22 protein-coding genes are annotated in these 24,605 nt (G+C 48.7%); 3 read left to right on the top strand and 19 right to left on the bottom strand.

Annotation, left to right across the window (positions count from 1 at the left end):
* Positions 1–322 precede the first annotated feature (322 nt).
* From DFQ00_RS09580 to cymR, 4 genes are all read right to left on the bottom strand, one after another.
* Positions 323–532, bottom strand: coding sequence for a hypothetical protein (locus DFQ00_RS09580; protein ID WP_090915543.1), 210 nt, complete (start codon positions 530–532; stop codon positions 323–325).
* A 10-nt stretch (positions 533–542) separates the two neighbouring features.
* Positions 543–1,064: a PRC-barrel domain-containing protein gene (locus tag DFQ00_RS09575; protein WP_110896265.1), complete on the bottom strand. Its 522-nt coding sequence runs from the start codon at positions 1,062–1,064 to the stop codon at positions 543–545.
* 164 nt (positions 1,065–1,228) lie between these two features.
* Positions 1,229–2,380, bottom strand: a complete 1,152-nt coding sequence (locus DFQ00_RS09570; RefSeq protein WP_110896264.1) for a cysteine desulfurase family protein — start codon at positions 2,378–2,380, stop codon at positions 1,229–1,231.
* A gap of 176 nt (positions 2,381–2,556) precedes the next feature.
* Positions 2,557–2,976, bottom strand: coding sequence for a cysteine metabolism transcriptional regulator CymR (gene cymR / locus DFQ00_RS09565; RefSeq protein ID WP_110896263.1), 420 nt, complete (start codon positions 2,974–2,976; stop codon positions 2,557–2,559).
* 341 nt (positions 2,977–3,317) lie between these two features.
* On the opposite strand from cymR, the gene mnmA reads away from it, so the two are divergent.
* Positions 3,318–4,442, top strand: coding sequence for a tRNA 2-thiouridine(34) synthase MnmA (gene mnmA / locus DFQ00_RS09560; protein ID WP_110896262.1), 1,125 nt, complete (start codon positions 3,318–3,320; stop codon positions 4,440–4,442).
* A 155-nt stretch (positions 4,443–4,597) separates the two neighbouring features.
* Here mnmA and crcB read toward each other — a convergent pair whose 3' ends face one another.
* From crcB to DFQ00_RS09540, 4 genes are all read right to left on the bottom strand, one after another.
* Complete coding sequence (gene crcB / locus DFQ00_RS09555) at positions 4,598–4,957, bottom strand: fluoride efflux transporter CrcB (protein ID WP_110896261.1); 360 nt, start codon at positions 4,955–4,957, stop codon at positions 4,598–4,600.
* On the bottom strand, positions 4,954–5,355 hold the full coding sequence (locus DFQ00_RS09550; protein WP_110896260.1) for a fluoride efflux transporter FluC: 402 nt from the start codon (positions 5,353–5,355) through the stop codon (positions 4,954–4,956). Before DFQ00_RS09550 ends, crcB begins: the two co-directional genes overlap by 4 nt.
* Before the next feature lie 119 nt (positions 5,356–5,474).
* Entirely contained in the window at positions 5,475–6,782 is a 1,308-nt protein-coding gene (locus DFQ00_RS09545) for a replication-associated recombination protein A (protein WP_110896259.1), read from the bottom strand.
* Between the two features lie 58 nt (positions 6,783–6,840).
* Positions 6,841–7,761, bottom strand: coding sequence for a LysR family transcriptional regulator (locus DFQ00_RS09540; protein WP_110896258.1), 921 nt, complete (start codon positions 7,759–7,761; stop codon positions 6,841–6,843).
* 147 nt (positions 7,762–7,908) lie between these two features.
* On the opposite strand from DFQ00_RS09540, the gene DFQ00_RS09535 reads away from it, so the two are divergent.
* The gene (locus DFQ00_RS09535) at positions 7,909–8,652 is read left to right on the top strand and encodes an SDR family NAD(P)-dependent oxidoreductase (protein WP_110896257.1); all 744 of its coding nucleotides are present in this window, start codon (positions 7,909–7,911) and stop codon (positions 8,650–8,652) included.
* A complete protein-coding gene (locus DFQ00_RS09530; RefSeq protein WP_110896256.1) occupies positions 8,649–9,557 on the top strand; it encodes a DMT family transporter in 909 nt (302 codons plus the stop codon). The genes DFQ00_RS09535 and DFQ00_RS09530 overlap by 4 nt, the downstream gene beginning before the upstream one ends.
* A 105-nt stretch (positions 9,558–9,662) precedes the next feature.
* On the opposite strand, the gene DFQ00_RS09525 is transcribed toward DFQ00_RS09530, so the two are convergent.
* The 11 genes from DFQ00_RS09525 to DFQ00_RS09480 all read right to left on the bottom strand — a co-directional run bounded on the left by DFQ00_RS09525 (position 9,663) and on the right by DFQ00_RS09480 (position 24,449).
* Complete coding sequence (locus DFQ00_RS09525) at positions 9,663–11,849, bottom strand: HelD family protein (RefSeq protein ID WP_110896255.1); 2,187 nt, start codon at positions 11,847–11,849, stop codon at positions 9,663–9,665.
* Positions 11,850–12,129: 280 nt separating this feature from the next.
* Positions 12,130–13,932, bottom strand: coding sequence for an ABC transporter ATP-binding protein (locus DFQ00_RS09520; RefSeq protein WP_174812151.1), 1,803 nt, complete (start codon positions 13,930–13,932; stop codon positions 12,130–12,132).
* 38 nt (positions 13,933–13,970) lie between these two features.
* Positions 13,971–15,269 (bottom strand): NCS2 family permease, encoded by a 1,299-nt coding sequence (locus tag DFQ00_RS09515; RefSeq protein WP_110896254.1) that lies wholly within the window; start codon positions 15,267–15,269, stop codon positions 13,971–13,973.
* Between the two features lie 193 nt (positions 15,270–15,462).
* The gene (locus tag DFQ00_RS09510) at positions 15,463–16,221 is read right to left on the bottom strand and encodes a tRNA threonylcarbamoyladenosine dehydratase (RefSeq protein WP_110896253.1); all 759 of its coding nucleotides are present in this window, start codon (positions 16,219–16,221) and stop codon (positions 15,463–15,465) included.
* An 18-nt stretch (positions 16,222–16,239) separates the two neighbouring features.
* Positions 16,240–18,018, bottom strand: coding sequence for an aspartate--tRNA ligase (gene aspS, locus DFQ00_RS09505; RefSeq protein WP_110896252.1), 1,779 nt, complete (start codon positions 18,016–18,018; stop codon positions 16,240–16,242).
* Positions 18,019–18,099: 81 nt separating this feature from the next.
* Positions 18,100–19,353, bottom strand: a complete 1,254-nt coding sequence (gene hisS / locus DFQ00_RS09500) for a histidine--tRNA ligase (protein WP_110896251.1) — start codon at positions 19,351–19,353, stop codon at positions 18,100–18,102.
* An 899-nt stretch (positions 19,354–20,252) separates the two neighbouring features.
* Positions 20,253–20,699 (bottom strand): hypothetical protein, encoded by a 447-nt coding sequence (locus tag DFQ00_RS09495; protein WP_110896250.1) that lies wholly within the window; start codon positions 20,697–20,699, stop codon positions 20,253–20,255.
* A 97-nt stretch (positions 20,700–20,796) separates the two neighbouring features.
* Positions 20,797–21,303 carry a type 1 glutamine amidotransferase domain-containing protein gene (locus DFQ00_RS09490; RefSeq protein ID WP_110896249.1) on the bottom strand — a complete coding sequence of 169 codons (507 nt, stop codon included), beginning with the start codon at positions 21,301–21,303 and terminating at the stop codon, positions 20,797–20,799.
* Positions 21,304–21,538: 235 nt separating this feature from the next.
* Positions 21,539–21,706, bottom strand: coding sequence for a hypothetical protein (locus tag DFQ00_RS29105; protein ID WP_167433649.1), 168 nt, complete (start codon positions 21,704–21,706; stop codon positions 21,539–21,541).
* A 103-nt stretch (positions 21,707–21,809) separates the two neighbouring features.
* Positions 21,810–22,259 carry a D-aminoacyl-tRNA deacylase gene (dtd, locus tag DFQ00_RS09485; protein ID WP_110896248.1) on the bottom strand — a complete coding sequence of 150 codons (450 nt, stop codon included), beginning with the start codon at positions 22,257–22,259 and terminating at the stop codon, positions 21,810–21,812.
* A 12-nt stretch (positions 22,260–22,271) separates the two neighbouring features.
* Positions 22,272–24,449 carry a RelA/SpoT family protein gene (locus tag DFQ00_RS09480; RefSeq protein ID WP_110896247.1) on the bottom strand — a complete coding sequence of 726 codons (2,178 nt, stop codon included), beginning with the start codon at positions 24,447–24,449 and terminating at the stop codon, positions 22,272–22,274.
* Between the last annotated feature and the right edge of the window lie 156 nt (positions 24,450–24,605).

Genomic DNA, 24,605 nt, shown 5'->3' with positions numbered 1-24,605 from the left:
CTAATCTCTCCCCTTTAGACTGAATCTTTGATCTGGCTGTTGGACTGGCTCTAGAAGTCAGTATATGTAGGAAAGAGAATCTTTATTAACCTAAATCTGGAGAGGCGCCGAGCCAGGCGGTATAGAGGTTTCTTTTACAAAAAACAAAAAGCGCCCCTTCACTAAAGAAGGAAGCGCATGTTGCGGGACTGTACCGCATATCTTTATACATGTCCCGTGTGAGCATATGTAACTGCATCTATATCCATCTGCCGCCGAATTGCGACAGCTTTTATTGACATGTGTTGTCATAAAACCGCATATAGAGGAAGTTATGCACAATTTAAGAAGAAGCATGAATGTGAGGGAAGTCTTGTGGCAGCTCTTCTCCAAAGAACAGATCATCCAGAGAGCTTAACGTGCCATCCTCTTCCACCTGATAAACAGACATTTTCTCACCGTTTACCGTTAATTCAATAAAGCATCCCCAGCAATAAAACTGATGGGAGCCAATTTTTCCGATATCTTTCGAACTACAATTTGGACATTTCATCTTCATTCACCTATCCATTAACAGAATGAATGGCATTTTCCAAGCGCTGTTCACTCAGCGGCGGCACCATAATGGCACTTTCTCCGATAGACATCTCACTTGTACATGGCAGCCATTTACGGCCCTCGATCAGATCGGACACAAAACCGTCCGTAATTTCAATCCCTATTATTGTATTTCCCAACTCCTGGTCAAAATAAACATCGGAGACTCGTCCGAGCAGCAAACCTTCTTCGGTGAGCACGGACATCTCCTTCAGCTTCGAGCGACCAAGGAGGTACGTATACTTTATGTCGTCGGCCCCCGTCTTGCGGACAGCCTGTTGATTACGGATCATGACGGCATCTTCGCCATAGGCAACGATATGTTCCCATCGCACCATTTTGACATGATTGGTAAACAGGCCTTTGTTCTCAAGTTCAATGCCTTCAATCTCCCAATCATCATTCACAATGAAATCCTGGATTTTACCGACCTGCTTCCCGTCCTCGACATCAAAAACGGCAAGTCCGATCATTTCCTGAAGCTTCATCGCTGGGTCCCCCTCATCTTCTTCACATTGTATAGTCGCGGCGTTATTGCTAGGTATGCCCAAAGTTGATGAGTGACAATCAGACGCCGATCATCAAACCGCTTCTATGCAACCGATGAAAATGGAACTGCTTCCCTCCTTCTGTTCCAAGTATATAGAGCCCCTCAAGGTCTATTACGAAGGCGTTCGAGAATGGTTCCAATTTTTTCGGCGGTTATGATGATTTCTTTTGTAGTATTACCCAACCCCCAGCTAAATCGAATCGCAGACTGTAAAAATGTCTCTGGCAAATGCATCGCTTGCAGCACATGGGATACTTCCAGCGAACCGGAAGTACAAGCCGAGCCACTCGCAACAGCAATGCCCTCCATATCCAGATTCATCAGCATCGTCTCGGTAGAGACCTCGGGAAAGCTAATATTGAGGACGTTAGGTAACGTGTGCTCGGGATGTCCGTTGACATGAAAATGTTCTGAGCCCACATGAATGGTAAGTTGATCAAGCAGCAGTGTTCTGAGCTCCAGATCATGCTGAAGATGCGCATCTGCTTGCTCGGTTATGATCTTGAGCGCTTCTGCAAATCCTGTGATCCCTGCAATATTCTCTGTACCTGCACGACGTTTGCGTTCCTGCAATCCCCCATGCGATCTTGCTTCCAAATTAACGCCGCGTCTGACATACAGGGCACCGACACCTTGAGGACCGTTAATTTTGTGTGCTGAGAAGCTGATCAGATCTACAGGCAAGTCCCTGCATGAGATAGACTGACTGCCCAGTGCCTGAACCGCATCGGTATGGAACAAAATGCCATGCTGGCGGGCCAGCTCCCCAACCTCATGGATCGGCTGAATGGTGCCAACTTCATTGTTAGCATACATCATGGTAATCAGCACCGTGTCCGGGCGAATGGCCTCACGCAGCTCCTCCATTCTTATGCGTCCGTATTTATCCACTCCCAGATAAGTCACATCGAAGCCCTGACGCTCCAGCTCCTGGCAGGAATGCAATACAGCATGATGTTCAATCGACGTAGTAATCACATGCCTTCCCCGCTCCGCTCTGGAAGCAACCGCACCAAAAATCGCCAGGTTGTCACTCTCTGTGCCGCCACCTGTGAAGACAAGCTCGTCCGGAAAGCAGCCCAAAGATGCCGCGATCACATCTCTTGCTCCACTAACTGTCCGTTTAGCCTCCCGTCCGAAAGCATGAATGCTGGATGCATTACCATACTGTCCGGTCATCACCTTCAGCATCGCTTCAGCGACGCGTGCATGCATAGGTGTCGATGCGGCGTGATCCAAATAAATACGTTGCATTGCTGTCACCTCATTGGTTGTTAAATTTCATTATGTCATTGCATATCTTTTGTTTAATAAACAAGGATAATAAAACACCAGAATAATCACGAAATGCTTTTATCTCTGTTGGCACGGCTAAAGCCCCCATTGTGGGGGCTTTAGTGTGTAGTCTGGATGATTAACTCGTATTACGGCTAAATGTAGAACATATACGAATCTTTTTTCTCCTGATCCTCGAAGTTAATCAGATCTTTCAGGGTCGTTGAATCCAGCACCTCTGCGATGCTGTCACGAATGCGCAACCACAGATCACGCTTCGCCGGGTCATCTTCTTCCGTAAAGTCTACAGGAGAAATGGGACCTTCCAGCACACGGATGACGTCTCCCGCTGTTACCGTTGCAGGGTCACCTGCCAAAATATAACCGCCATATGCGCCGCGAATACTTTTTACCAATCCGGCATTACGCAAAGGTGCAATCAATTGCTCCAAATAGTGCTCCGAGAGCTGATTACGCTCGGCAATGCTTTTAAGTGATGTAGGGCCTTCGCCAGTTCTGGCAGCCAGCTCCATCATAATCGTGAGACCATAACGGCCTTTTGTCGATATTTTCAAAGGAGTCACCTCTTTCAATTTTCAGAAAAACAAACAGGAATATGCCTTATGATTTGTTTCTAAGTGATATTTTCGCCTTGGTTCATGACCGTCCAATGCACAGTTCCGTCTAGCAGGAACGCAGGAAACAGATCTTCTCATTCTAATCCACCCTATTCCGATCATAACCCTCAAGTAATGTTAACATAATTGCATGCGTTATGGAAAAGAAAGATTGACGATATTGCAAAATGTGCGTCTGGAGTGGACATCATCCAAAATTGGCCGGGTGTATCGTAAGTTGAGCCGGGTTATGCTAAAATAGAAACGAAACACATTTATATATAGAAATGGTGATAACGATGTCCAAAGCAAATGAAAATACACGGGTCGTCGTTGGCATGTCCGGAGGTGTAGATTCATCTGTAACCGCGTTGCTTCTCAAGGAGCAAGGTTACGATGTCATCGGCATTTTCATGAAAAACTGGGATGATACGGACGAGTTCGGTCACTGTACCGCTGAAGAAGATTCAGAGGACGTGCGCCGGGTATGCGAGCAGATCGGCATTCCATATTACACTGTCAACTTCGAGAAAGAATACTTTGATAAAGTATTTACCTATTTCCTTGATGAATATAAGTCGGGTCGTACGCCGAATCCGGATGTCATGTGCAATCGTGAGATCAAGTTTGGTGAATTTCTGAACAAAGCGCTGGATCTCGGTGCAGATTATGTAGCTACAGGTCACTATGCACGCCTCATTGAAGAGGATGGCGCTTTCAAGTTACTTCGTGGTGTAGACAACAACAAGGATCAAACTTATTTCCTGAACGCTCTTAGTCAAAAGCAGCTCTCCAAAGCCATGTTCCCGATTGGTCACCTGCCTAAACCGGAAGTACGCAAAATCGCTGAAGCTGCCGGCCTGTACACCGCCAAGAAAAAAGACAGCACAGGTGTATGCTTCATCGGCGAACGCAATTTCAAGGAGTTCTTGAGCAACTATCTGCCCGCCAAAGGTGGAGACATGATTGATATCGTGACTGGTGAGGTCAAAGGCCGCCACGATGGTCTGATGTATTACACCCTGGGTCAACGCCAAGGCCTTGGCATCGGCGGTTCAGGCAATGGCGAGCCTTGGTTTGTCGCTGACAAGGACCTCGACAACAATCAACTGCTTGTGGTGCAAGGCGATGCTCATGCAAGCTTATACTCTACTGGCCTGACAGCAACAGGCGTGAACTGGATCGCAGGTGCAGAGCACACGCCAAACGTTCCGTTCCGCTGCACAGCCAAATTCCGTTATCGCCAGCCGGATCAAGGCGTTATATTGACTTGGCAGGCAGACGGCAGTGTCGATGTGCAGTTTGATCAGCAGCAAAAAGCGATTACACCGGGACAAGCTGTTGTTTTCTATGACGGAGAGGTGTGTCTCGGCGGCGGTACGATTGATCAGGTACAGAAAGTACCCGTACCGGCGATGCAATAACATGCAGGACTTGCCGGACGGATTACCTGCCACAAGTATATAAAGCATGAGCAGGTCAATCCCATGTATTCCTACAAAAAAAGCCGTCTTTCATGTAATACCATGAAGGATGGCTTTTTTCCTGCTTTTTTTGCAAAAAAAATTAAAATAGATAGTTATGTAGTGAGCGAGACACCCGCTAGACACCCTAATACCCCCACCACAACAGAGCTTGCCACATACAGAGCCGCTTTACCGTATCGTTCCTGTCCCATCAGCGTTATGGTTTCATAACCAAAGGTAGAGAAGGTGGTGTATGCTCCGCAGAAGCCTGTTCCCCATACAACCCACATTTCATCAGGTATCCTCCCTGCTTGATGGCTGCCATAGAGCAGTCCAAGAAGCAAAGAGCCACTAACGTTAATCAACCAGGTGCCCCAGGGAAATGCACTTCCGAGTTTATCTGTGATTACTTTACCCAGGCTATAACGAAGCAACGCACCCAGCACCCCGGCAAGCCCAATCCATATGATCATCGAATATCCCCCTCCTGTTTGGAGGATGCGAGCATGTCATTTCCCAGCTTGATGCCAAGCGCACAGAGCAGAAGTCCCGCCGCAATGCTAAAAACAAGATAAATCGCAGCTTTGAGCCATTCTCCATCCCCGGATAATCGGACAATATCCAGTGTAAAGGTGGAGAACGTTGTGAACGCTCCAGTAAATCCTGTGCCGATGGCGAGGCGAAGCCGTGGTGTTATTTTATCAGGTATAGCGATTGTAAAAAACCATCCGAGAAACAGACAGCCTGCCGCATTAATAAGCAGTACTGCCCAAGGAAAACCCGTGTTGGCAGCAGGCATCGCGAGTTGAATGGCATACCTCGTCAAAGTGCCCATGAATCCGCCTGCCCCGATATATGCTAACTCTCTCATCTGTGTCCATCCCCCGGATCAAGCTTTGGAATCTATCGTTGGTTAACCTGGAATGACCAGATCACGATTATCTGATTATACTGACCAGCTTGAACCTGCACTGTCACTAACAACACAAATTACAGTTCTCTGCGCCGCTGCTGGTTCAGCCTGATCTTTGCTTCATTTCCCTGCTCTGTCGCTTCATAGAAAATTTTGCGGGACAGCTGCTTTGGCAAATACTCCTGCTTCACATAATGGCCCGGATAGTTATGTGGATACTGATATCCTTCATGCCCCAGCTTAGCGGCACCTGAATAATGTGTATCTCTCAGATGTAGCGGCACTTCAGCCGATTTCACCTCATCCATCGCACTCATCGCTCTGGATATCGCTGTGTACACTGCATTCGATTTGGGACTTTCCACTGCAAACAGAATCGCTTGCGCAATATTCAGCTTCGCCTCAGGCCAGCCGTTATTACGGTAAGCGTCCAGTGCGCCAATTGCCTGTGTCATCGCCTGCGGATTGGCAAGTCCAATGTCCTCACTGCTCGCTGCAATCAGGCGACGAATAAACGTCATCGGGTCCATTCCCAGCTTCTCCACCGCATACAGAAACCAGAACAGCGCTGCATCGCTCGAACCGCGAATACTTTTGTGAAAAGCAGACAGCACGTCATACTGCGTAGACTCATCTGCCTTGACAATAGGACGGCGAATCGACTCTTCCGCAACAGCCAGCGTGATGTGAACCGTTCCATCCGGCTCAGGCGGTGTAGTTAGCGCAGCCAGCTCCAGTGCGTTCAAGGCACGGCGAATATCGCCGTTGGCCATCGTTGCAATGTGCTCCAGCGCTTCGTCGTCTGCCCGCAGCTCCATAAAGCCAAGACCTTTATCTGCATCACCTAGCGCTCTGCGCATCGCCACCATAGAGTGCTCCTTGGTGAGCGATTCCAGCTGAAACAGGGTAGAACGACTCATTAAGGCTCCGTTTACATAATGAAAAGGGTTCTCCGTCGTTGCGCCGATAAAAATGATCGTGCCCTTCTCCACCGCTGGCAGGAGCGCGTCTTGACGTGAGCTGTTGAAGCGATGCACCTCGTCAAGAAACAGAATCGTCTTGCTTCCGTACAGCTGCTTATTCGTCTGAGCCTGCTCAATGACTTCGCGCACATCCTTGACCGAAGCGTCTACGGCGTTCAGCCGTACGAATTGTCCCTGCGTGTGCTGAGAGATAATGTGGGCCAGAGTAGTCTTGCCGCAGCCTGGCGGACCGTACAGCAGAATAGAAGAAATCTGATCGGCCTCAATGGCTCGGCGCAGCAGCTTTCCGGGGCCAATAATATGCTCCTGTCCGATATATTCATCCAGATGCTCGGGCCGCATACGATCTGCTAACAATCTGGCCTGCGGCTGTGTATCCTGTTGAAACGAAAATAAATCCATGTATAGTTCACTTCCTTAACGGATTGCCAATTTTAATGTTAATGCTGCATCTAAAACATCACTTGCCATGCAGCAGTGTGCGTCCTGAGCTATTATCAACCAATGATTCTCCACTCGCTATCATATCACATCCCTGAGGCAGCATGGCTATAAATGCGCCAAGCGCACTGCTGACGAACGCGTCCTTGCGTGTAATAAAACGGGTCATCATGCGGTTCATGCCTTCAGGAAGAGTATGCTTGTGCAGCATACCACTTTGAATCTGCTGTTGAATCACAATTTCGGGCAGCAGGGAGATTCCCATACCTGAGGCTACGCCGCTGATAATGGCCTCCAGTGTCCCGAATTCCATAATGACAGGGCGGTGGACACCGCTCAGGAGCATCCAGTCCTCGAGAATTTTACGGTAGGAGCAGCCCATGCTATAAACCAGAATCGGCTTTCGTGTCAGCTCATGCTCTGATAGAGCCGGAGAGGATACGATAAACAGCTCCTCGTCAAATACATCCACAGATTTAATGTCAGAATGGTCACAGGAGCAGCCAATAAAAGCTCCTTCCAGTTCATACCCGACCACCTGATCAATCAACATCTGGGAATGACCTGTAGCCAGTGCCAGTGAAACATCCGGGTACTGGCTATAATATTTCGCCAGCAGACGCGGCAGCCTTACCGCAGCAGCTGTCTGGATCGAACCAATTTGCAAAGGACCCGAGGGTGTGCTGGTAGCCTGCAGTGCTCTGGAAGCATCATTTAACAGGCCAATAATTTTATCCGCATAGGTGAGCAGCATCTCTCCCGCTGGTGCCAAGGTCATTCCCCGATTGTGGCGGATGAACAACGGCGTGCCTACCTCAGACTCCAGATGCCGGATGCGTGCCGTAACGTTGGACTGCACATACCCCAGCTTGGCAGCAGCCCGCGTCAGATTGCCTTCCTGTGCCACACATTGAAATATACGAAGGTCCCCGCTCTCCATCCATCATTCCCCCACTCTGACATCATCCAAAATGATATCCAGTTCATTAGTAATCATTATACTCCATACAGAAAGCACACTACAATGAATTCAGATCGTTCAAACAGATTGTAAAGCAGATCAGGCAATATAAAAGGAGTGTTCAATATGACCTACTGGGCAGATCGAATTGTTTTAATTACAGGCGGGGGAACAGGCATTGGCCGTGCTGTCAGTACAATGCTTGCGGAACGAGGGGCACGGGTTGTACTGAATTATTCTCGCTCCAAGCAGGCTGCAGAAGAAACCGTGCAGCATATCCTGAATCAAGGTGGCCGTGCTTTTTCCATTCAAGCCAATGTTGCCAGTGATACAGAAGTACGTCAAATGGTTAGAGAGATCACTGAAATGGTTGGACCCGTTACGGATCTGGTGAACAGTGCCGGAATGACCTATCATATCCCCTTAGATGACCTCGAAATGGTGACAGATGAGATTTGGAATGAGCTCCACGATGTTAATGTGAAGGGCATGTTTCACTGCGTTCGAGCTGTAACCGAGGGCATGAAACAGGCTGGTGGAGGGGCCATCGTCAATCTGGGCAGTATTGCAGGCAGCACCGGCAAAGGCTCATCACTTCCATATGCTGTATCCAAAGCAGCAGTCCACGGCCTGACTTTATCTCTGGCTCATGCGCTCTCTCCTCATATTCGTGTGAATGCAATCATTCCCGGAGCTGTTGCAACACGTTGGTGGGCTGGCCATGAGGAACGAATGCATCAGCTCGGAGGACAATTATTGCTGAAGCGAATCGCTTCGCCTGAAGATATCGCCCATATGATCTGTGCTGCCCTTGAGCAGCCAGCGATGACAGGACAGCTCATCACGGTAGACGGTGGACAAACGTTATGAGCACCCTAAACCGCAGTTCAACTGGATCGAACGGAGTCGAATCCTCCCTCAATCCGGTAAAATACATCCTACTGATTATCATCACCACACTGATCATGGGAACTTCTTTTCCTGTGGGGAAAATAGGGATGGGGTATGCACCACCCTTTCTACTTATGGGACTTCGCTACATTCTGGCGGGTAGTGTGATGGCCCTGGTGCTGCGCAAGCGTCCATTACCACGGAGGTGGCAGGAATGGGTTAAAATTATACTCATCGGACTGTTTCAATCCGCCGGAGTGATGGGCTGTGTCTATTACAGCATGAACTGGATTTCCTCCAGCGAATCAGCCATCATTACGTTTACGAATCCGCTACTCGTCATTGTTTTCAGTGCAATGTTGTACGGCATCACCTATCGTTTCAGCCAATGGATCGGCGTAATTGTAGGCTTTGCCGGCATTCTATTTACTTTTGGCTGGCATATAAGCCTTACCCCCGGAACCTGGATCGGTTTGTGCGGCGCCATTTCCTTTGCCATATCCACACTGCTGATCAAACGTTGGGGCAAGCATTTTGATACCTTTGTGCTTACTTCATATCAGATGCTTGCGGGAGGGCTCCTTTTACTTCTGCTGAGTTTATGGGTGGAAGAGCCTCATTTTACCGTGACGACAGTCTCTGTCCTGTCTCTCTTCTATCTGACGCTGATCTGCTCTATTGTGCAGTTTTCGCTCTGGTTTTATTTGCTGCAGAACAGTGATCCTGCTCAAACCAGTTCCTTCCTGTTTCTTGCACCGTTTTTCGGTGTGTTGTCGAGCTGGGTGATGTTAGGGGAACAAATTCAATGGTTTGTCGGGGCTGGAGGTATGCTGATTGGGCTTGGCATCTATCTGGTGAACCGTCTCTCTCCGTCATCGTTGTAATCATTGATTATATTCAGAAAAGCAAAAAAGGCATGCGTTCAGGACAAATTCCTGCACATCATGCCTTTTAATCTATACGTTATGCAAACTCTGGCAACCGTTAAGCTAGGATGCGTCTTCGTCCGGCCAGCCTTGAATCGTAACCTGCTCGCCTTCGGCATTATGCGTTGCTGCCGCATATTCAGGCATGCCGCCATCATGGAATAACCACAATTCATGCAACGCCCGTGTACAGCCTACATAGAGCAATTTGGCATCGCCGGCCCCTGGCATATAGTGCTGCTCGTCTACATCAGCTACAATGGCTGCATCGAACTCCAGACCTTTGGACAGATATACGGGCAAAATGGAGTGTCCACCACTGTACTGCTTTTTGCCACCGTCGATCAGATTCAAATCCCAGCCTGCGGTCTGCAGCTCCCGATGAAGCTCTTCGGCCTCATGCAGTGTACGCGTCAGGATTGACACCGTTCGGTAGTCTTTAGTCGTCAGCACCTTCAGAGCACGCTCCAGACTGCCTGCTCGTCCTTCACTTCCATAAGCAAGCGTACGCACCGGATCACCGCTACGAAACACCGGAATTGCCGTAATACCACTCTTCACACCCTGCTCCAGAATCGTATTGGCATAATCAATGATTTCCATGGTGGAACGATAGCTTCGGGTTAAGGCAAAATACGCATTCTGTTCCTCAGGAAACAGCGAGCTCATCTCTTCCCATGCGTGCACCCCCCTATACTCATGAATGCCCTGAGACAAGTCCCCGAGAATGGTGAAGGAATGCCCTTTGACGAACTGATCCAGCAATGCCACATGAAATGGAGAGAAATCCTGAGCTTCATCAATGACAATATGGTCAAATCGCTGCGACCCTTCAATATCATTCACCAGTGTATGGATGTATACGAGTGCAGGCAGATCCTCTTCCCGGATAACGTCCTGCTTCAGGTCGACTCCCGTCTGTTTCATCACCGCTTTCGGAATCCGTACACTCAGCGACGCAGGTACAGCCCCGCCTTTCACGGTCTTGAACAGCTGTTTGTACAGCGTCAGTGGGTTGTACTCAGGCCATTTTTTAGCATAAGCCTTCTCACGGGTTGCTGCCTTTTTCTTGCGTTCTTTACGCACCGTTTCAGACATCGGCTTCTTCAATTCCATCTCAATCCAGCGATGAATACGTGCCATTACCCGCTCTTTGCGCTTCGCCAGTGGATAATGCTTGTATTCCGTACCAAACCAGTTTTCGATCTCCTGCTGGCTGAGCACGGCTCCATCCCACGGACTGAAATCTACATTCGGCACAGACTCCGCTTCCATCCCTGATAACCATTCCCGAATCAGCTCCATGAAACCAATTGAGCCCTTGAAGCGTCCCGGAACCTCATCATTCAGCTCGGGTCGTGCGGCAGGCGTTTCAAACCACGTATGCAGCGTCTGTGACGCATCCGCAAGCGGCATATCCAATCCGAGCAGATTCATGGCCCAGTCAGGGAAGGTACGTTGCTGAATATCTCCTACACCGAGCTCTGGCAGTACATCCGAGATATAATCGAGAAACATGTGATTGGGTGCAAAAATAACCATTTTCTCAGCCGACACCTGCCCTTTATACTGGTACAGCAGAAAAGCAAGACGATGCAGGGCAACCGTTGTTTTCCCTGATCCGGCTACCCCTTGAATGATCAACGCGGTGTTTCTCGCCGCCCGAATGATCTGATCCTGCTCGGCCTGAATTGTGGACACGATATCCCGCAGCTTGTTATCCTTGTTTTCGCCAAGGCGGTATACGAGGAATTCGTCAGATACGGCTGGCTGGTCACTGTCCCGGTTATATGTATCTGCCACACGTTCCAGGATGCGCTGTCGAATCACAACATTTCGTTTCAAATACACCAGACCTTCGATCAGACCCTCCGGGGCTTCATACGTTGCAGAGGCCTCGCCTCCTGTGAAGGAGTAAAACAAACTTGCAACCGGAGCACGCCAATCAATGACGAGCGGATGCTCACCGACCTCTTCGCGATCCACACCGATTTTGCCAATATACAGCGGTTTCCGTTCCCCACTGCCCTGCTCTTCGAAATCCAAGCGTCCGAAATAGGGTTGCTGCGCACTCTTGGACAAGGCTTTCCGACGTTCTTCACGTCCGGCTTCCAGCACTTGTTCCGTGAAGTCATGGCCGGTATACACCGGGAAATTCCGCAGCCGCTCCAGCTGACGATCCACTTCTTCCATCGTTCGCTCTAACCTGTACTCTTCTTCTTGATAGGCACTTTGAAAGCTGTCTTTCATGTTTCAGTTACCTCCTAAGAATGATATAATTTGTTCTGCATCGCCGAACATCGCGCAATACAAAAGGATATCTACTATATCACATAGAGAAACTGAAAGCCATACCCTTTTTTTTCATGTAACACTGAATATCATTTCACAATAAACCATTTCTGATTACCTCCTTTATTTCGAGAAATTTAAACGAAAATAAAAAAAGGATTCCCGTTGAATTACCGTTCAGGTAATAACGAAAATCCTTCTATGTTCTTGTCTTGCGCTTAACTTGCAACGCCCGCTGTTATCGTTCTTGGGCAGTCGGCCCCTCCACATCCTGTGCCACAAACTGCTTTTGCGCAAGCTCACGATAGACCGGATGTGTGCTGATCAGCTCTGTGTGAGTTCCTGTCCCGGTAACATGTCCGTGCTCCAGTACAACAATCTGATCGGAGTCCACCACCGTCGATAAGCGATGTGCAATAACAATGGTTGTTCTGCCTTCCATCAAATTGGACAAGGCCTGCTGCACTTCGTATTCCGAGGTGCTATCCAGACTGGAGGTTGCTTCATCCAGCATCAGAATGTCCGGGCTGCGCAGTAACGCACGAGCAATAGCAATTCGCTGACGCTGCCCGCCGGATAGCTTGATGCCGCGTTCGCCAACTTCCGTCTCATAGCCTTGCGGCAGCTTGTCTATAAAGTCTGCGGAATACGCCATTTCTGCCGCTCTTCTAATCTCGGCCATTGTCACCTCGCGGTCTAAACCATAGGTGATGTTGTCTTTGATCGTGCCCGCCATCAAGGGACTTTCCTGCGATACATACCCGATCTTGTTACGCCAGGAAGCGAGGGAATACTCGCTGATCGGCTCTTCCCCATAGGAGATATGGCCCGAATCTGGCAGATAGAACTGCTCCACCAGTGAAAAAAGCGTGGATTTACCACTGCCGCTCGGGCCAACAATCGCTGTCACCTTCCGGGTGGGAACGGACAGATTAATGCCATGCAGCACCTCTTCGCCTGTAACATAGGAGAAGTGTACATTGTGAAATGTAATCGTGTCATTGCCATGAGGAGCCTGCTTCGTGCTATGATCCGGCTCCTCCTCATCCGCAAGTATAGCCTGAATACGCTCGGTGGCACCGACTACTTTTTGCAAACGTGAATATAAGGTTGTGAACTGCCCCATCGGCATAATGACCTGGAAAAGCAGCAGAATGAACGCAACCAATTCCCCTGGTGACAGCAGGCCGGAAGCTACCCGCATCCCTCCAACACCGAGAATGACAACCAATACAGCCGTCATGACAAAAGTAAACAAGGGACCAATCAGTGCCAGAATACGCGCTTCCTGCAAGCCAAACGCAAACATTTTGCGAATACGGGAATCCCCCGCCTCTGCTTCCTGCTTCTCCGTTCCATACGCTTTGACCAGTCGAATCTCACTAATAACCTGACTCAACACGGAGGTAAGCCCGGCCATCTCATCCTGCTGTTTTTTAGAAATTTTGTACATTTTACGGCCTACTGGCATGAGAATCAGCATAGTCAACGGCACCAGACTCAGAATGATGAGCGACATCACCCAATCCAGATAAAACAGAAGTGCGACACCACCGATCACAGCAACAATGTTGGAGACAAATGAAACCAGATAATCCGCAATCAGTATCATAATCTGGCTTGTATCATTCGTAATCCGGCTCATCGTGTCCCCGGTACGGTTACGGTCAAAATAAGGCATGCGCAGCGATAATACTTTGTTCCACAGCTTGGTACGAAGTGTGGCCACAACGCGCTGACCCGCATAATTCAACATATAGATGCTGATCCCTGAAGCGATGGCTTGAATGACAAAAGCTCCGAGTAATAGAAAAATAACTGATTTGTTCAGCGCTGATGTGGTCAGCCCATCAATCAAACCTTTGGTCATCAAGGGAACGATTAATCCTGCTGTCGTTTGAATCAACGTCAGAATGAGAGCTACAGTCAGAATCAGTTTCGGCGGATTCGTGGACGCGATGAGTTTAACAAAATCCATGAAACCTTTCTTCCCTACTTTCGGTTCATCCGTATGAGCATGCACATGCTGCTCTTCTTCCATTCTCTTTTCCTCCCATTTTCGATCTGTTCACCTTTATTTTACAGAATGCCGTGCAGCACAAAGTTCGCCAGAAACAGAATCGAGATGCCATACATCACCGCTGGCACTTCTTTCCCTTTTCCCGCAGCCAGCTTGGCCAGAGGATACGCGATAAATCCAAAAGCCATGCCATCCACAATGCTGTATGTAAAAGGAATCATCACCATAATCAGAAACGCTGGAAATGCCTCGGTAAAATCACTGAAATCCATATCCTTCACACCCTGTACCATCAGACCGCCGATGATGATCAAAATAGGTGCAATCGCACTGTCGGGAATATAACCGAGCAGCGGAATGAAGAAAAAGGTCGCGCCAAACAGCACAGCTGTCACAAGCGGAGTCAAGCCCGTGCGGCCGCCTGCGGCGATGCCCGCTGTAGTCTCGGCTGCCGCCACGGGCGGACTGCTGCCGAAAATCCCTGCCAGCACTGTGCTAATCGACAATGCACGCAGGCTTCCCTTAAACCGGCCCGGACGACCAATCATATTGGTCTGAGCGGTGATAAGTCCAATATTTTCAAATACTACAATCAATAGCAGCAGGAATACAGCAATCCAGAACGCAATATCTGCCAGCTTCATCAGAGACAATTGACCGAATAAGCCCCCATATTGACGCAGTGCTTCCATCGCGGATACCGGTTCACCAGGATGTACAGCTCCAAGCAGGTATGCAAGCCCTGTTCCGATCAAAATACTGATGAGCAGCCCGCCCTGCACATTGCGTATGAATAGAATAACTGCCAGCACAAGTGTCACACAGGCTGTGATAACATTCGGATCATTGAAATGCCCAATCGCAACAAAGGTTGTCTGGTGGGCAATGACGATACCACTCTTTTGCAAGCCGATAAATGTTAGAAATAATCCAATCCCTACGGTTATGCCATGTTGCAGATTTTTAGGGATCGCTTCACTGATCATTTTGTATAACGATGTAAAGGCAACAATGGCAAACAGCACACCCGTTACAGCTACCACAGCAAGCGCTTCCTGCCATGTCAGCTTCATCGAGTGCACAAGTGTATATGTGAAGAACGCATTAATCCCCATACCTGGTACCACCACAATAGGTGATTTACCGCCAAAAGCCATCAGCAGACATCCGGCAATGGACGTGAGCAATGTGCCCACCATCGCTGCCTGTAGCGGCATTCCTGCATCGGAAAGAATGGTTGCATTAACCATCACAATATAAACCACAGCAAAATAGGAAATGGCACCCGCCACAATCTCCTTCTTCCACTGATCTTCTGGTGTCATGCCCAGCTGTCTGGACATCCATCCGTGTTTCATTCGTTCTGTTCCCCTCTCTGCTTACAATCCTGTATGTATATATCATCATTTCGCGCACCACACCATATCATACACCGTTTTCACAGGGAAGTACATGCCGCAGGCAAACAGCAAAAAGCGCAGGTGCACATGGCACCCGCGCTGGCTGGGTAAATATTTTACTAATTCACTCTGCGAACGAGCAGGATTCACCTTACGCCTGTGATTTCTCCGCTGCTGCAAGCAGGTCTTTCACTGCTACACTAACCATAATCAGCCCCGCTACTGGTGGGACAAAGGCGTTACTCGCTGGTGGCTGCTTCGCTTTACGAATCTCCGGTGCATTTTCAGGCACAATTTTCTGTGTCACGTCTGCACGCGGCTTGAGCGGCTCCTCGGTGGAGAAGACCACCTTTACGCCTTTTTTGATGCCGTCTTTACGCAGCTTGGTGCGAACTACACGGGCAATAGGGTCCATCGACGTTTTGGAAATATCCGCAACCTGGAATTTCGTCGGGTCCATTTTATTGGCAGCGCCCATGCTGGAGATGACTGGAATTTTACGTTTCAGACACTCTTTAATGAGGTGCACTTTATAGATAATCGTGTCAGAAGCATCCAGCACATAGTCCAGCTCATACTTGAACAGTTCCTCATACGTTTCTTCAGTGTAAAACATATTCAGCGCAATCGCGTCACATTCGGGATTGATCAGCTTCACACGTTCTACCATGAGGTCGGCTTTCTTCTGACCTACCGTCGTCGTAAGAGCATGAATCTGACGATTGATGTTTGTGATGTCCACCACATCTTTATCAATCAGAATAATTCGTCCAACACCACTGCGAGCCAATGCTTCTACAGCAATACCACCTACACCGCCAATGCCGAGTACGGCTACGGTGCTATTTTTGAGTGCGTTCAGACCTTCAGGTCCGATAGCGAGCTCTGTTCTTGAAAATTGATGGAGCATTGAGAATCGATGCCTCCTTTATTTCTTTTCCGCGACCGGTTTACGGGCTACACGGATATGAAGCTGCTCAAGCTGTGATCCGTCCACTTCGGAAGGTGCATTCATCAGCAGATCGGTTGCACTTGCCGTTTTCGGGAAGGCAATCGTTTCACGCAGATTTGTGCGTCCTGCCAGCAGCATCACGAGACGGTCCAGACCAAAAGCGATACCGCCATGTGGTGGTGTACCATATTCGAATGCTTCAAGCAGATAACCGAATTTGTCATTGGCTACTTCTGGCGTAAGTCCAAGCGCAGCAAACATTTTCTCCTGTACATCACGCTTGTAGATACGCATCGAACCGCCACCAACTTCATAACCGTTCAGAACAAGGTCATAGGCTTGGGCACGGATTGCGCCCGGGTCTGTGTCGAACAGATGTACATCTTCGTCTTTTGGACGTGTGAACGGATGGTGTTCAGCCACATAACGCTTCGCCTCTTCATCATAGCCGAGCAGCGGGAAGTCCACAACCCAAGCAAACTTGAACTTGCTGTCATCAATCAGACCGAGTTGACGTCCGATTTTCAGACGCAGGGCACCGAGAACATCAGCAACCACTTTTTTGGTGTCAGCGGAGAAGAGTAACAAGTCGCCTTCTTCAGCGCCTGTACGTTCTTTAACAGCTTCAATCTCTTCCGGCGTAAAGAACTTCACGATTGGCCCTTTGAACTCGCCGTCCTTCACTTGAATCCAAGCAAGACCTTTAGCTCCGTAACGAGCAGCGAATGGTCCGAGATCGTCGATCTCTTTACGGCTCCAAGTACCACAGCCTTTGGCGTTCAGTACCTTCACTTCTCCACCTTTTTCGATGACGGAAGCAAATACTTTCACTCCGCTGCCTGCTACGATATCATTCATTTCCACCAGTTCCATGCCAAAACGCAGATCCGGCTTGTCGGAACCGTATTTCCCCATTGCATCAGCATACGTAATCCGTTGGAACGGCAATTCCAGCTCAATACCTTTTGTTTCACGCAACAATTTCGCCATCAACTGTTCCATCATTGGCAACAGGTCATCCTGCTGCAGGAAGGACGTCTCGATGTCGACTTGAGTGAATTCCGGTTGACGGTCTGCACGCAAGTCTTCATCACGGAAACAACGAGCGATCTGGTAGTAACGCTCAAGTCCACCAACCATCAACAATTGTTTGTAGATTTGTGGGGATTGTGGCAGGGCGAAGAATTCACCTTCATGCACACGGCTTGGTACGAGATAGTCACGCGCACCTTCCGGGGAGCTCTTGGTCAGAATTGGTGTTTCCACCTCAACAAACTCTTCTCCGTCCAGGAAGTCACGGAACACTTTGGACGCTTTGGAACGAAGCTTCAATGTTTCGAACATTTCCGGACGACGCAGGTCCAGGTAACGATATTTCAAACGCAGGGACTCATCTACCTCAACACCATCTTCAATGAAGAATGGAGGTGTTTTAGCCGCGTTCAGCACTTCAATTTCTGTAATTTGTACTTCGATCTCACCTGTTGGCAGGTTTTTGTTTACTGTTTCTGGATCACGTTTAACGACTTTACCCGTTACGGCGATAACATACTCGCTGCGTACGCGATCTGCGATTTGCAGAGCTTCACCTGAATATGCCGGGTTAAAAACAACCTGTACAATGCCGCTGCGGTCACGCAGATCAATAAAAAGTACGCCCCCCAGGTCACGGCGGGTCTGTACCCAGCCGTTCAATGTTACCGTTTCACCGATGTGTGCGTTAGTTAATGCGCCGCAATGATGACTTCTTTTCATAATCAGACTCCTCATTATATAAATTTCCGTTCTGCACAGACAGGCTCAAGCCTTCCTTGTACATCCCGGTTAATTCAACATTTATTGGTTCCCGCGTACCGCTGCAACCAGATCATCCAGCTTCACCGTCTGCTGTTCACCTGTATCCATCGCTTTCAGTGCAATCTCGCCTCGTTCCAGCTCGTCATCGCCAAGGATCGCGGTGTAGCGGGCTTTAAAACGATCCGCCGACTTCATCTGAGCTTTCATTTTACGACCCAGATAATCGCGTTCACCAGACAGCCCGGATTGACGAAGCTTGAAGAGCAGTCGGTTCACTTCACGATCCGCTGCCTCGCCCAGAGCAACAAAGTACACATCCAGCGGAGCCAGTGTTGTAACTTCTATGTTCTGGTGCTCCAGAATCAGCTGAATCCGCTCCAGCCCGATACCAAAGCCGATGCCTGGCTGATCTGGCCCGCCGATATCACCGACAAGACCGTTGTATCTTCCACCGCCGCCGACGGTATCAATAGCTCCGATGCCTTGTGCTTTAAGCTCAAAAGCGGTCAGAGTGTAATAATCCAGCCCACGTACCAGCCGGTTGTTCACCGCGTAGTCTACTCCGAAATCATCCAGATACGCCTGAAGCTTGGCAAAATGATTGAGCGATTCTTCATCGAGACTGTCCAGAATGGATGGTGCTCCAACGAATTTATCCTGATCTACCTTACAATCCAGCACACGCAGGGGATTACGCTCCATACGGGATTGGCAATCCTTGCACAGGCTGTCCTTCATCGGTCTCAAGAAGCCCAGCAGTGTCTCACGGTATTCCGCACGGCTCTTGGCATTACCAACCGAGTTGATCTCCACTTTGACATCCTTCAGGCCAAGCTCGACACAAAGCTGATACCCTAGTGCAATCACCTCGGCATCAATTGCCGGATCTACCGCACCCAGAGCCTCAACTCCGAACTGGTGGAATTGACGCTGGCGACCTGCCTGCGGGCGTTCATAACGGAACATCGGCCCAATATAATACAGTTTGCTCACGTCCGGCTCGCCGTACAGCTTGTTCTCCACATAAGCGCGAACGACACCTGCCGTTCCTTCCGGGCGAAGTGTCATGCTGCGATTACCTTTGTCATCAAAGGTGTACATTTCTTTCTCTACGATATCTGTCGTTTCACCTACACCACGCACAAACAATGAGGTTTGCTCGAAAATGGGTGTACGAATCTCGCGGTAATTAAAACGACGGCACAGGTCACGTGCTTTTTCTTCTACGTACTGCCATTTCTCCACTACACCGGGCAGCAGGTCCTGCGTCCCTGTCGGTTTCTGAAAAGCCATCTTTTTCCCTCCAGTATTGATTTTCTCTGTAAACGTTAATCCTAAATGCACACTTAGCCACTCCGATTGTAGTACCATCTTCCGAAGCAGCTTTCTTGTAGAAAGCTTTTAACTTCGTTTCTTCAGATTGGTTCTACACTCTGCGTTCCGGCGTACAGGGAGAATCAACTTGAAAACAAAAAAATCCCTCGCCCTGTTTGCTCCTATACAGCAAACAAAGGGACGAGAGATTGTAATATACATTCACCCGTGGTACCACCCACATTCCGGAAGCCTGACCTTACAGCCGTTCAGGTTGTCATCTGCTGAGCAAGGATGGTTTAACAAGCACCCTCCCGGTTCAAACAGCTCTTCCGCTTTACGTATAACGCACGTCATGCGCAGGCCGGCTACTAAGATCCGCAGATATCTCTGCCTTGTTCGCCGTCTGTTCTCGGGGAAGTCATTCGTCCGCTCATCAAGAGAATCCTTACAGCCTTGGGATTCCTCTCTGGTCATGTGGGTACGGAGTACTTGGTCCCGTCATCAAATCAGTCATAGGTTTCAAAAAACGACTTTAGTTGACTATAGCCAACGTATTATTTTCTGATTGTAATGAACCGCAGTGCTAAAGTCAAGGGCTAACATGTCAGGATAGAAAAAAATAACCTGCACACGGTGTGCAGGTTCAAAGGATATATAAAAAAAAGGGGGTCATGTCTGTTATTATAAACGCACATTGTTAAAGGCTTGTGTTACTAATATTACAGGAATATTACAAAAATGATAGCGCTTTATTTTTAGCTTATTCCACAATATCTTTGCTTTTCAGTCATCAAATTTGCGAAGGCAATACTGGAGGTGAGTATTACACAAGAAGGCCCTTACGCTGGCGTAAGGGCCTTCTTGTGTGCATATGTTTAATCCAATTCTTCCACAAAGGCGTGGTTGGAGCGGAGCTTATGAACGATTGCCTCATAATCCTCATCCCTGACTTTGGCAGACAGAACATAATGCAGGTCATCATGATCAGCCGAAGTCACATCTGCGGCATCCAGCATATCTCCGTCCTCGTTCACTCTGTTGCGAGGATCACGTTCAGCGTCGCGATTAACGTCGGTGACCACCGGGATTACATTTTCACCCGCCGGAACTCCGGGAGCTGCTCCTACGCCCATTGCACCATTCGTCCCTACACCCCCGGCCGTATTATACGGGACCAGCGGAACCATAACTCGTGTATCCCTGCCAATGGCAGCATCCAGCTGACCTACTTCCAACTGCTCGGTATGGAACGTCAATAGTGAAGTTCTGGCACCCTCTGCCTCGTCTTCGGTTCGAAAATACGCCTGAATATGTTTTGCCATGTCAAACCCTCCCACTATAAATTCATATTTTTATCCTTTGCGGAATGAAATCTATTCATAGAATGCCATCATCGCGTTAAATTTAACCTTCTGACGCTTAGATCACTTTCATCAGTTCGCGAACAAATGCCGGCTCATCCTCAGGTGTACGGGATGTAATATAGTTTCCATCCACCACCGCTTCATGATCCTTGAACTCGGCTCCAGCATTCACCATGTCATCCTTCAACGGTGGATAGGAGGTGATTGTTCGTCCCTTGAGCAGATCTGCGCTGGCCAAAATTTGAGGACCATGGCAAATTGCAGCGATTGGTTTTCTGGCAGCATTGATTTCCGTGACAAACTTGAGGATGTTTGCGTCCGTCCGCAAATTTTCCGGCGATGAGCCACCTGGAATAACTACGGCATCATACTCGGAAGCATGAACCTCAGAGATGGCTTTATCCGTTGTGTAGGAAGCCTTGCCTCCTTTGCCTTGAAGCGTTTCACCGGCTTTTAATCCGATAATATGCACCTCATGCCCAGCCTTTTTCACCTCATCGTACGGAACCTTCATTTCTGAATCCTCAAACTCATTCGCAAGCAAAAAAGCAACTTTACTCATGATCTATGGTCTCCTTTCCGTATTCGAATGCGGTACTCACATGGGGAAATCTGTTGATCCTTTGGCACATCTTTTCGGTGCCTCGTTTTGTTATTACCCCATACAGTGGCTTTTATAACAACCACACATTTGGAATTGGTATCAGAAGGGGACCATCCCAATGAGAACAGCAAAAAGCCCCGGATGGTCGAACCCTCGGGACTTTGATCGCACCTATTTTGTTGAATGAATAATGTTATGGTCGTGGATGATGCTCCTGCCTGTCCTTATCTGAAGTTTGCAGCATCCACATCGTAGACACATAAGCTGCCGCAGAGCGGGCAAGGTGAAGTGACTCTGCCAGATTGCCAGGGATCAGCAGCGGCTCGATTCGTGCCTTGGTTACTTTTGCAGATTGGCGCATAATAAGAGAGGCTCCTTTGGTCAACAAAGATACTACTACAATGTGATACCAACGATGACTTATCTCTCATTATGGCCTCTTCACTATTCAATTATGCGCAAGTTCAGTCGCGCAAAGGACTTTCTACCATCAGGGTAACCGGGCCCCAGTTCGTAAATGTCACGTCCATCATCGCTCCAAAGCGTCCGGTTTCCACCTGAATTCCTTTATCGCGTAACAATTGATTAAACGTTTCATATAACCGCTCCGCCGCATCGGGACGAGCTGCCGCAGCAAAACTTGGACGTTTGCCTTTACGGCAATCACCATACAACGTGAACTGCGAAACGGACAAAACTGCTCCGCCTACATCGAGCAAACCAAGATTCATCTTCTCCTGCTCATCCTCAAATATGCGAAGACCGCTAATTTTATCTGCCAGATAGATCGCGTCCTTCTCGGTATCCTCATGAGTTATACCTACAAGCAGCATCAAACCGGCTTCGATTTTGCCTGTAAGTTCATCCCCTACCGTAACCTGAGCCTCTTTACAGCGTTGTACCAGCACTCTCATTGTACAGACTCCTTACTGCATAATCCGGTGCACAGAATAAACGTCCTTCACCCGTTTGATTCGTTCAACTACGGAATGCAGATGGTCTGTATTGCGAATCAGAATGGTGACGTGCACCAATGCCAATTTATTTTTATCGGTCCGTCCAGTGACGGCGGATATACTCGTTTTGCTTTCCGAAACAGCCTGAAGCACCTCATTGAGCAGTCCATTGCGATCATGGCCTGTAATCTCAATATCGACACTGTAGCTTGATTCGATGTTCTCTTCCCACTCCACTTCAATCACCCGTGCTGCTTCTTCCCCATCTGCACTTGTAGGGATATTTGGACAGTCACTACGGTGCACAGATACGCCGCGTCCGCGTGTAACATAACCAATAATGTCATCCCCCGGCACCGGGTTACAGCAACGTGCAAAACGAACCAGCAGGTTATCAATACCTTTGACACGGATACCGTTCGTTGGTCTGTTTCTACGTTCTGGCGCAGGCTTCAGCTCACGCATCTCGGAATTCAATTCCAGCAAATTGGATTCTTCCTGCTCCTTACGGAGCTTTTCTGTTGCTTTGGTAACAATCTGCGCTGCGGTAATTCCACCAAAACCTACTGCGGCGAGCATGTCATCAATATCGTTAAACGCAAATTTCTTCGCCGCTTCCATCAGCTTGTCATCTGTCATCCACGCAGACGGATCAAGTCCCATGCGCTTCAGCTCACGCTCACAGCTTTCCCGGCCTTTTTCCACGTTCTCCTCGCGGCGCTCCTTCTTGAACCACTGCTTGATCTTGGCTCGTGCATGAGAGGATTTCGCAATTTTCAACCAGTCCTGGCTAGGACCATAGGAATGCTTGGAGGTGAGAATTTCAATAATGTCGCCCGTTTTGAGATGGTAATCCAGTGGAACAATACGGCCATTGACCTTGGCTCCGATCGTCCGATTACCAACCTCGGTATGAATGCGATAAGCAAAGTCAAGCGGTACCGAGCCGCTTGGCAATTCGATAACTTCACCTTTTGGCGTAAACACAAATACCAGATCGGAGAAGAAATCCATTTTGAGCGATTCCACAAACTCGGAAGCGTCCTGTGCTTCATTTTGCAATTCGAGAATTTCCCGAAAAAAAGTAATCTTGTCCTCAAACTGAGGACCTGCCGAGGTTCCTTCTTTGTAGGCCCAGTGTGCCGCGATACCAAACTCGGCGGTACGGTGCATGTCCCAGGTACGAATCTGCACCTCGGTCGGCTCACCGTTGGGTCCCACCACCGTTGTATGCAGGGACTGATACATATTTGCCTTCGGCATGGCAATATAGTCCTTAAAGCGTCCAGGCATAGGCTTCCATAGGGTGTGAATAATACCCAGCGTAGCATAACAATCCTTGATATTATCCACAATAATACGAATCGCAAGCAGATCATAAATCTCGTTAAACTGCTTGTTTTTGGTGGTCATTTTTTTGAACACACTATAGATGTGTTTTGGACGACCTGAAAGGTCTGCCTGAATGCCCATTTCTTCAAGTTTGCTCGTAATGCCGTCCATAACCGTGTCTATATACTGCTCACGTTCTGCACGTTTCTTGTGCATCAGATTGGCGATACGATAGTATTGCTGCGGATTCAAATAACGGAGGGCGATGTCCTCCATTTCCCATTTGATTGCAGAGATCCCCAGACGGTTGGCAATTGGACAGAAAATCTCCAGCGTCTCATACGAGATCCGGCGCTGGCTTTCTTCCGACTGAAACTTGAGGGTCCGCATATTATGCAAACGGTCTGCCAGTTTGATCACAATGACACGGATGTCCTGTGCCATGGCGATAAACATTTTGCGGTAGTTCTCGTTCTGCTGCTCTTCCTTGGAGCGGAACTGGATTCGTTCCAGCTTCGTCAAGCCGTCAACAAGCATGGCACACGTATTGCCGAAATGAGTGCGAATCTCTTCAAGCGAAACCGTAGTGTCCTCGACTACATCATGAAGAAGTGCTGCAATAATGGAGATGGTGTCCATCTGCATATTCACAACAATATCGGCAACCGCAAGCGGATGCAGAATATACGGTTCTCCCGATTTTCGCGTCTGTCCGTGGTGAGCCTGATCAGCAAATTCATAAGCCTCTCGTATGCGCACCAAATCGGGTTCTTTGATATATGCCCCGGCCTTCTCAAGTAATTGCTCTATGCCCATTCTGATGTGTTCCGTGTCCTTTCTATACAAAATGGAACCCGTGACAATACATCAACACAGGTTCCCCGTAAAAGTAATTTCCTATAATTATGACGCTTCGCCCGTTTCCCGTCAACTAGTGACGAACAAGAGCGTTTAATCCATTTTTATAACCGC

It is taken from the genome of Paenibacillus barcinonensis, assembly GCF_003217495.1.
Taxonomy (GTDB): domain Bacteria; phylum Bacillota; class Bacilli; order Paenibacillales; family Paenibacillaceae; genus Paenibacillus; species Paenibacillus barcinonensis.
Note: the sequence above shows the minus strand (reverse complement) of the source record. Positions and strands in the feature narration are given on the sequence as shown.

Bases quoted from the DNA above. Each gene is read 5' to 3' on its own strand.
- DFQ00_RS09580 (WP_090915543.1), bottom strand. From the start codon at position 532: ATGAAATGTCCAAATTGTAGTTCGAAAGATATCGGAAAAATTGGCTCC.
- DFQ00_RS09575 (WP_110896265.1), bottom strand. From the start codon at position 1,064: ATGAAGCTTCAGGAAATGATCGGACTTGCCGTTTTTGATGTCGAGGAC.
- DFQ00_RS09570 (WP_110896264.1), bottom strand. From the start codon at position 2,380: ATGCAACGTATTTATTTGGATCACGCCGCATCGACACCTATGCATGCA.
- mnmA (WP_110896262.1), top strand. From the start codon at position 3,318: ATGTCCAAAGCAAATGAAAATACACGGGTCGTCGTTGGCATGTCCGGA.
- crcB (WP_110896261.1), bottom strand. From the start codon at position 4,957: ATGATCATATGGATTGGGCTTGCCGGGGTGCTGGGTGCGTTGCTTCGT.
- DFQ00_RS09550 (WP_110896260.1), bottom strand. From the start codon at position 5,355: ATGAGAGAGTTAGCATATATCGGGGCAGGCGGATTCATGGGCACTTTG.
- DFQ00_RS09545 (WP_110896259.1), bottom strand. From the start codon at position 6,782: ATGGATTTATTTTCGTTTCAACAGGATACACAGCCGCAGGCCAGATTG.
- DFQ00_RS09540 (WP_110896258.1), bottom strand. From the start codon at position 7,761: ATGGAGAGCGGGGACCTTCGTATATTTCAATGTGTGGCACAGGAAGGC.
- DFQ00_RS09535 (WP_110896257.1), top strand. From the start codon at position 7,909: ATGACCTACTGGGCAGATCGAATTGTTTTAATTACAGGCGGGGGAACA.
- DFQ00_RS09530 (WP_110896256.1), top strand. From the start codon at position 8,649: ATGAGCACCCTAAACCGCAGTTCAACTGGATCGAACGGAGTCGAATCC.
- DFQ00_RS09525 (WP_110896255.1), bottom strand. From the start codon at position 11,849: ATGAAAGACAGCTTTCAAAGTGCCTATCAAGAAGAAGAGTACAGGTTA.
- DFQ00_RS09520 (WP_174812151.1), bottom strand. From the start codon at position 13,932: ATGGAAGAAGAGCAGCATGTGCATGCTCATACGGATGAACCGAAAGTA.
- DFQ00_RS09515 (WP_110896254.1), bottom strand. From the start codon at position 15,269: ATGAAACACGGATGGATGTCCAGACAGCTGGGCATGACACCAGAAGAT.
- DFQ00_RS09510 (WP_110896253.1), bottom strand. From the start codon at position 16,221: ATGCTCCATCAATTTTCAAGAACAGAGCTCGCTATCGGACCTGAAGGT.
- aspS (WP_110896252.1), bottom strand. From the start codon at position 18,018: ATGAAAAGAAGTCATCATTGCGGCGCATTAACTAACGCACACATCGGT.
- hisS (WP_110896251.1), bottom strand. From the start codon at position 19,353: ATGGCTTTTCAGAAACCGACAGGGACGCAGGACCTGCTGCCCGGTGTA.
- DFQ00_RS09495 (WP_110896250.1), bottom strand. From the start codon at position 20,699: ATGGCAAAACATATTCAGGCGTATTTTCGAACCGAAGACGAGGCAGAG.
- DFQ00_RS09490 (WP_110896249.1), bottom strand. From the start codon at position 21,303: ATGAGTAAAGTTGCTTTTTTGCTTGCGAATGAGTTTGAGGATTCAGAA.
- DFQ00_RS29105 (WP_167433649.1), bottom strand. From the start codon at position 21,706: ATGCGCCAATCTGCAAAAGTAACCAAGGCACGAATCGAGCCGCTGCTG.
- dtd (WP_110896248.1), bottom strand. From the start codon at position 22,259: ATGAGAGTGCTGGTACAACGCTGTAAAGAGGCTCAGGTTACGGTAGGG.
- DFQ00_RS09480 (WP_110896247.1), bottom strand. From the start codon at position 24,449: ATGGGCATAGAGCAATTACTTGAGAAGGCCGGGGCATATATCAAAGAA.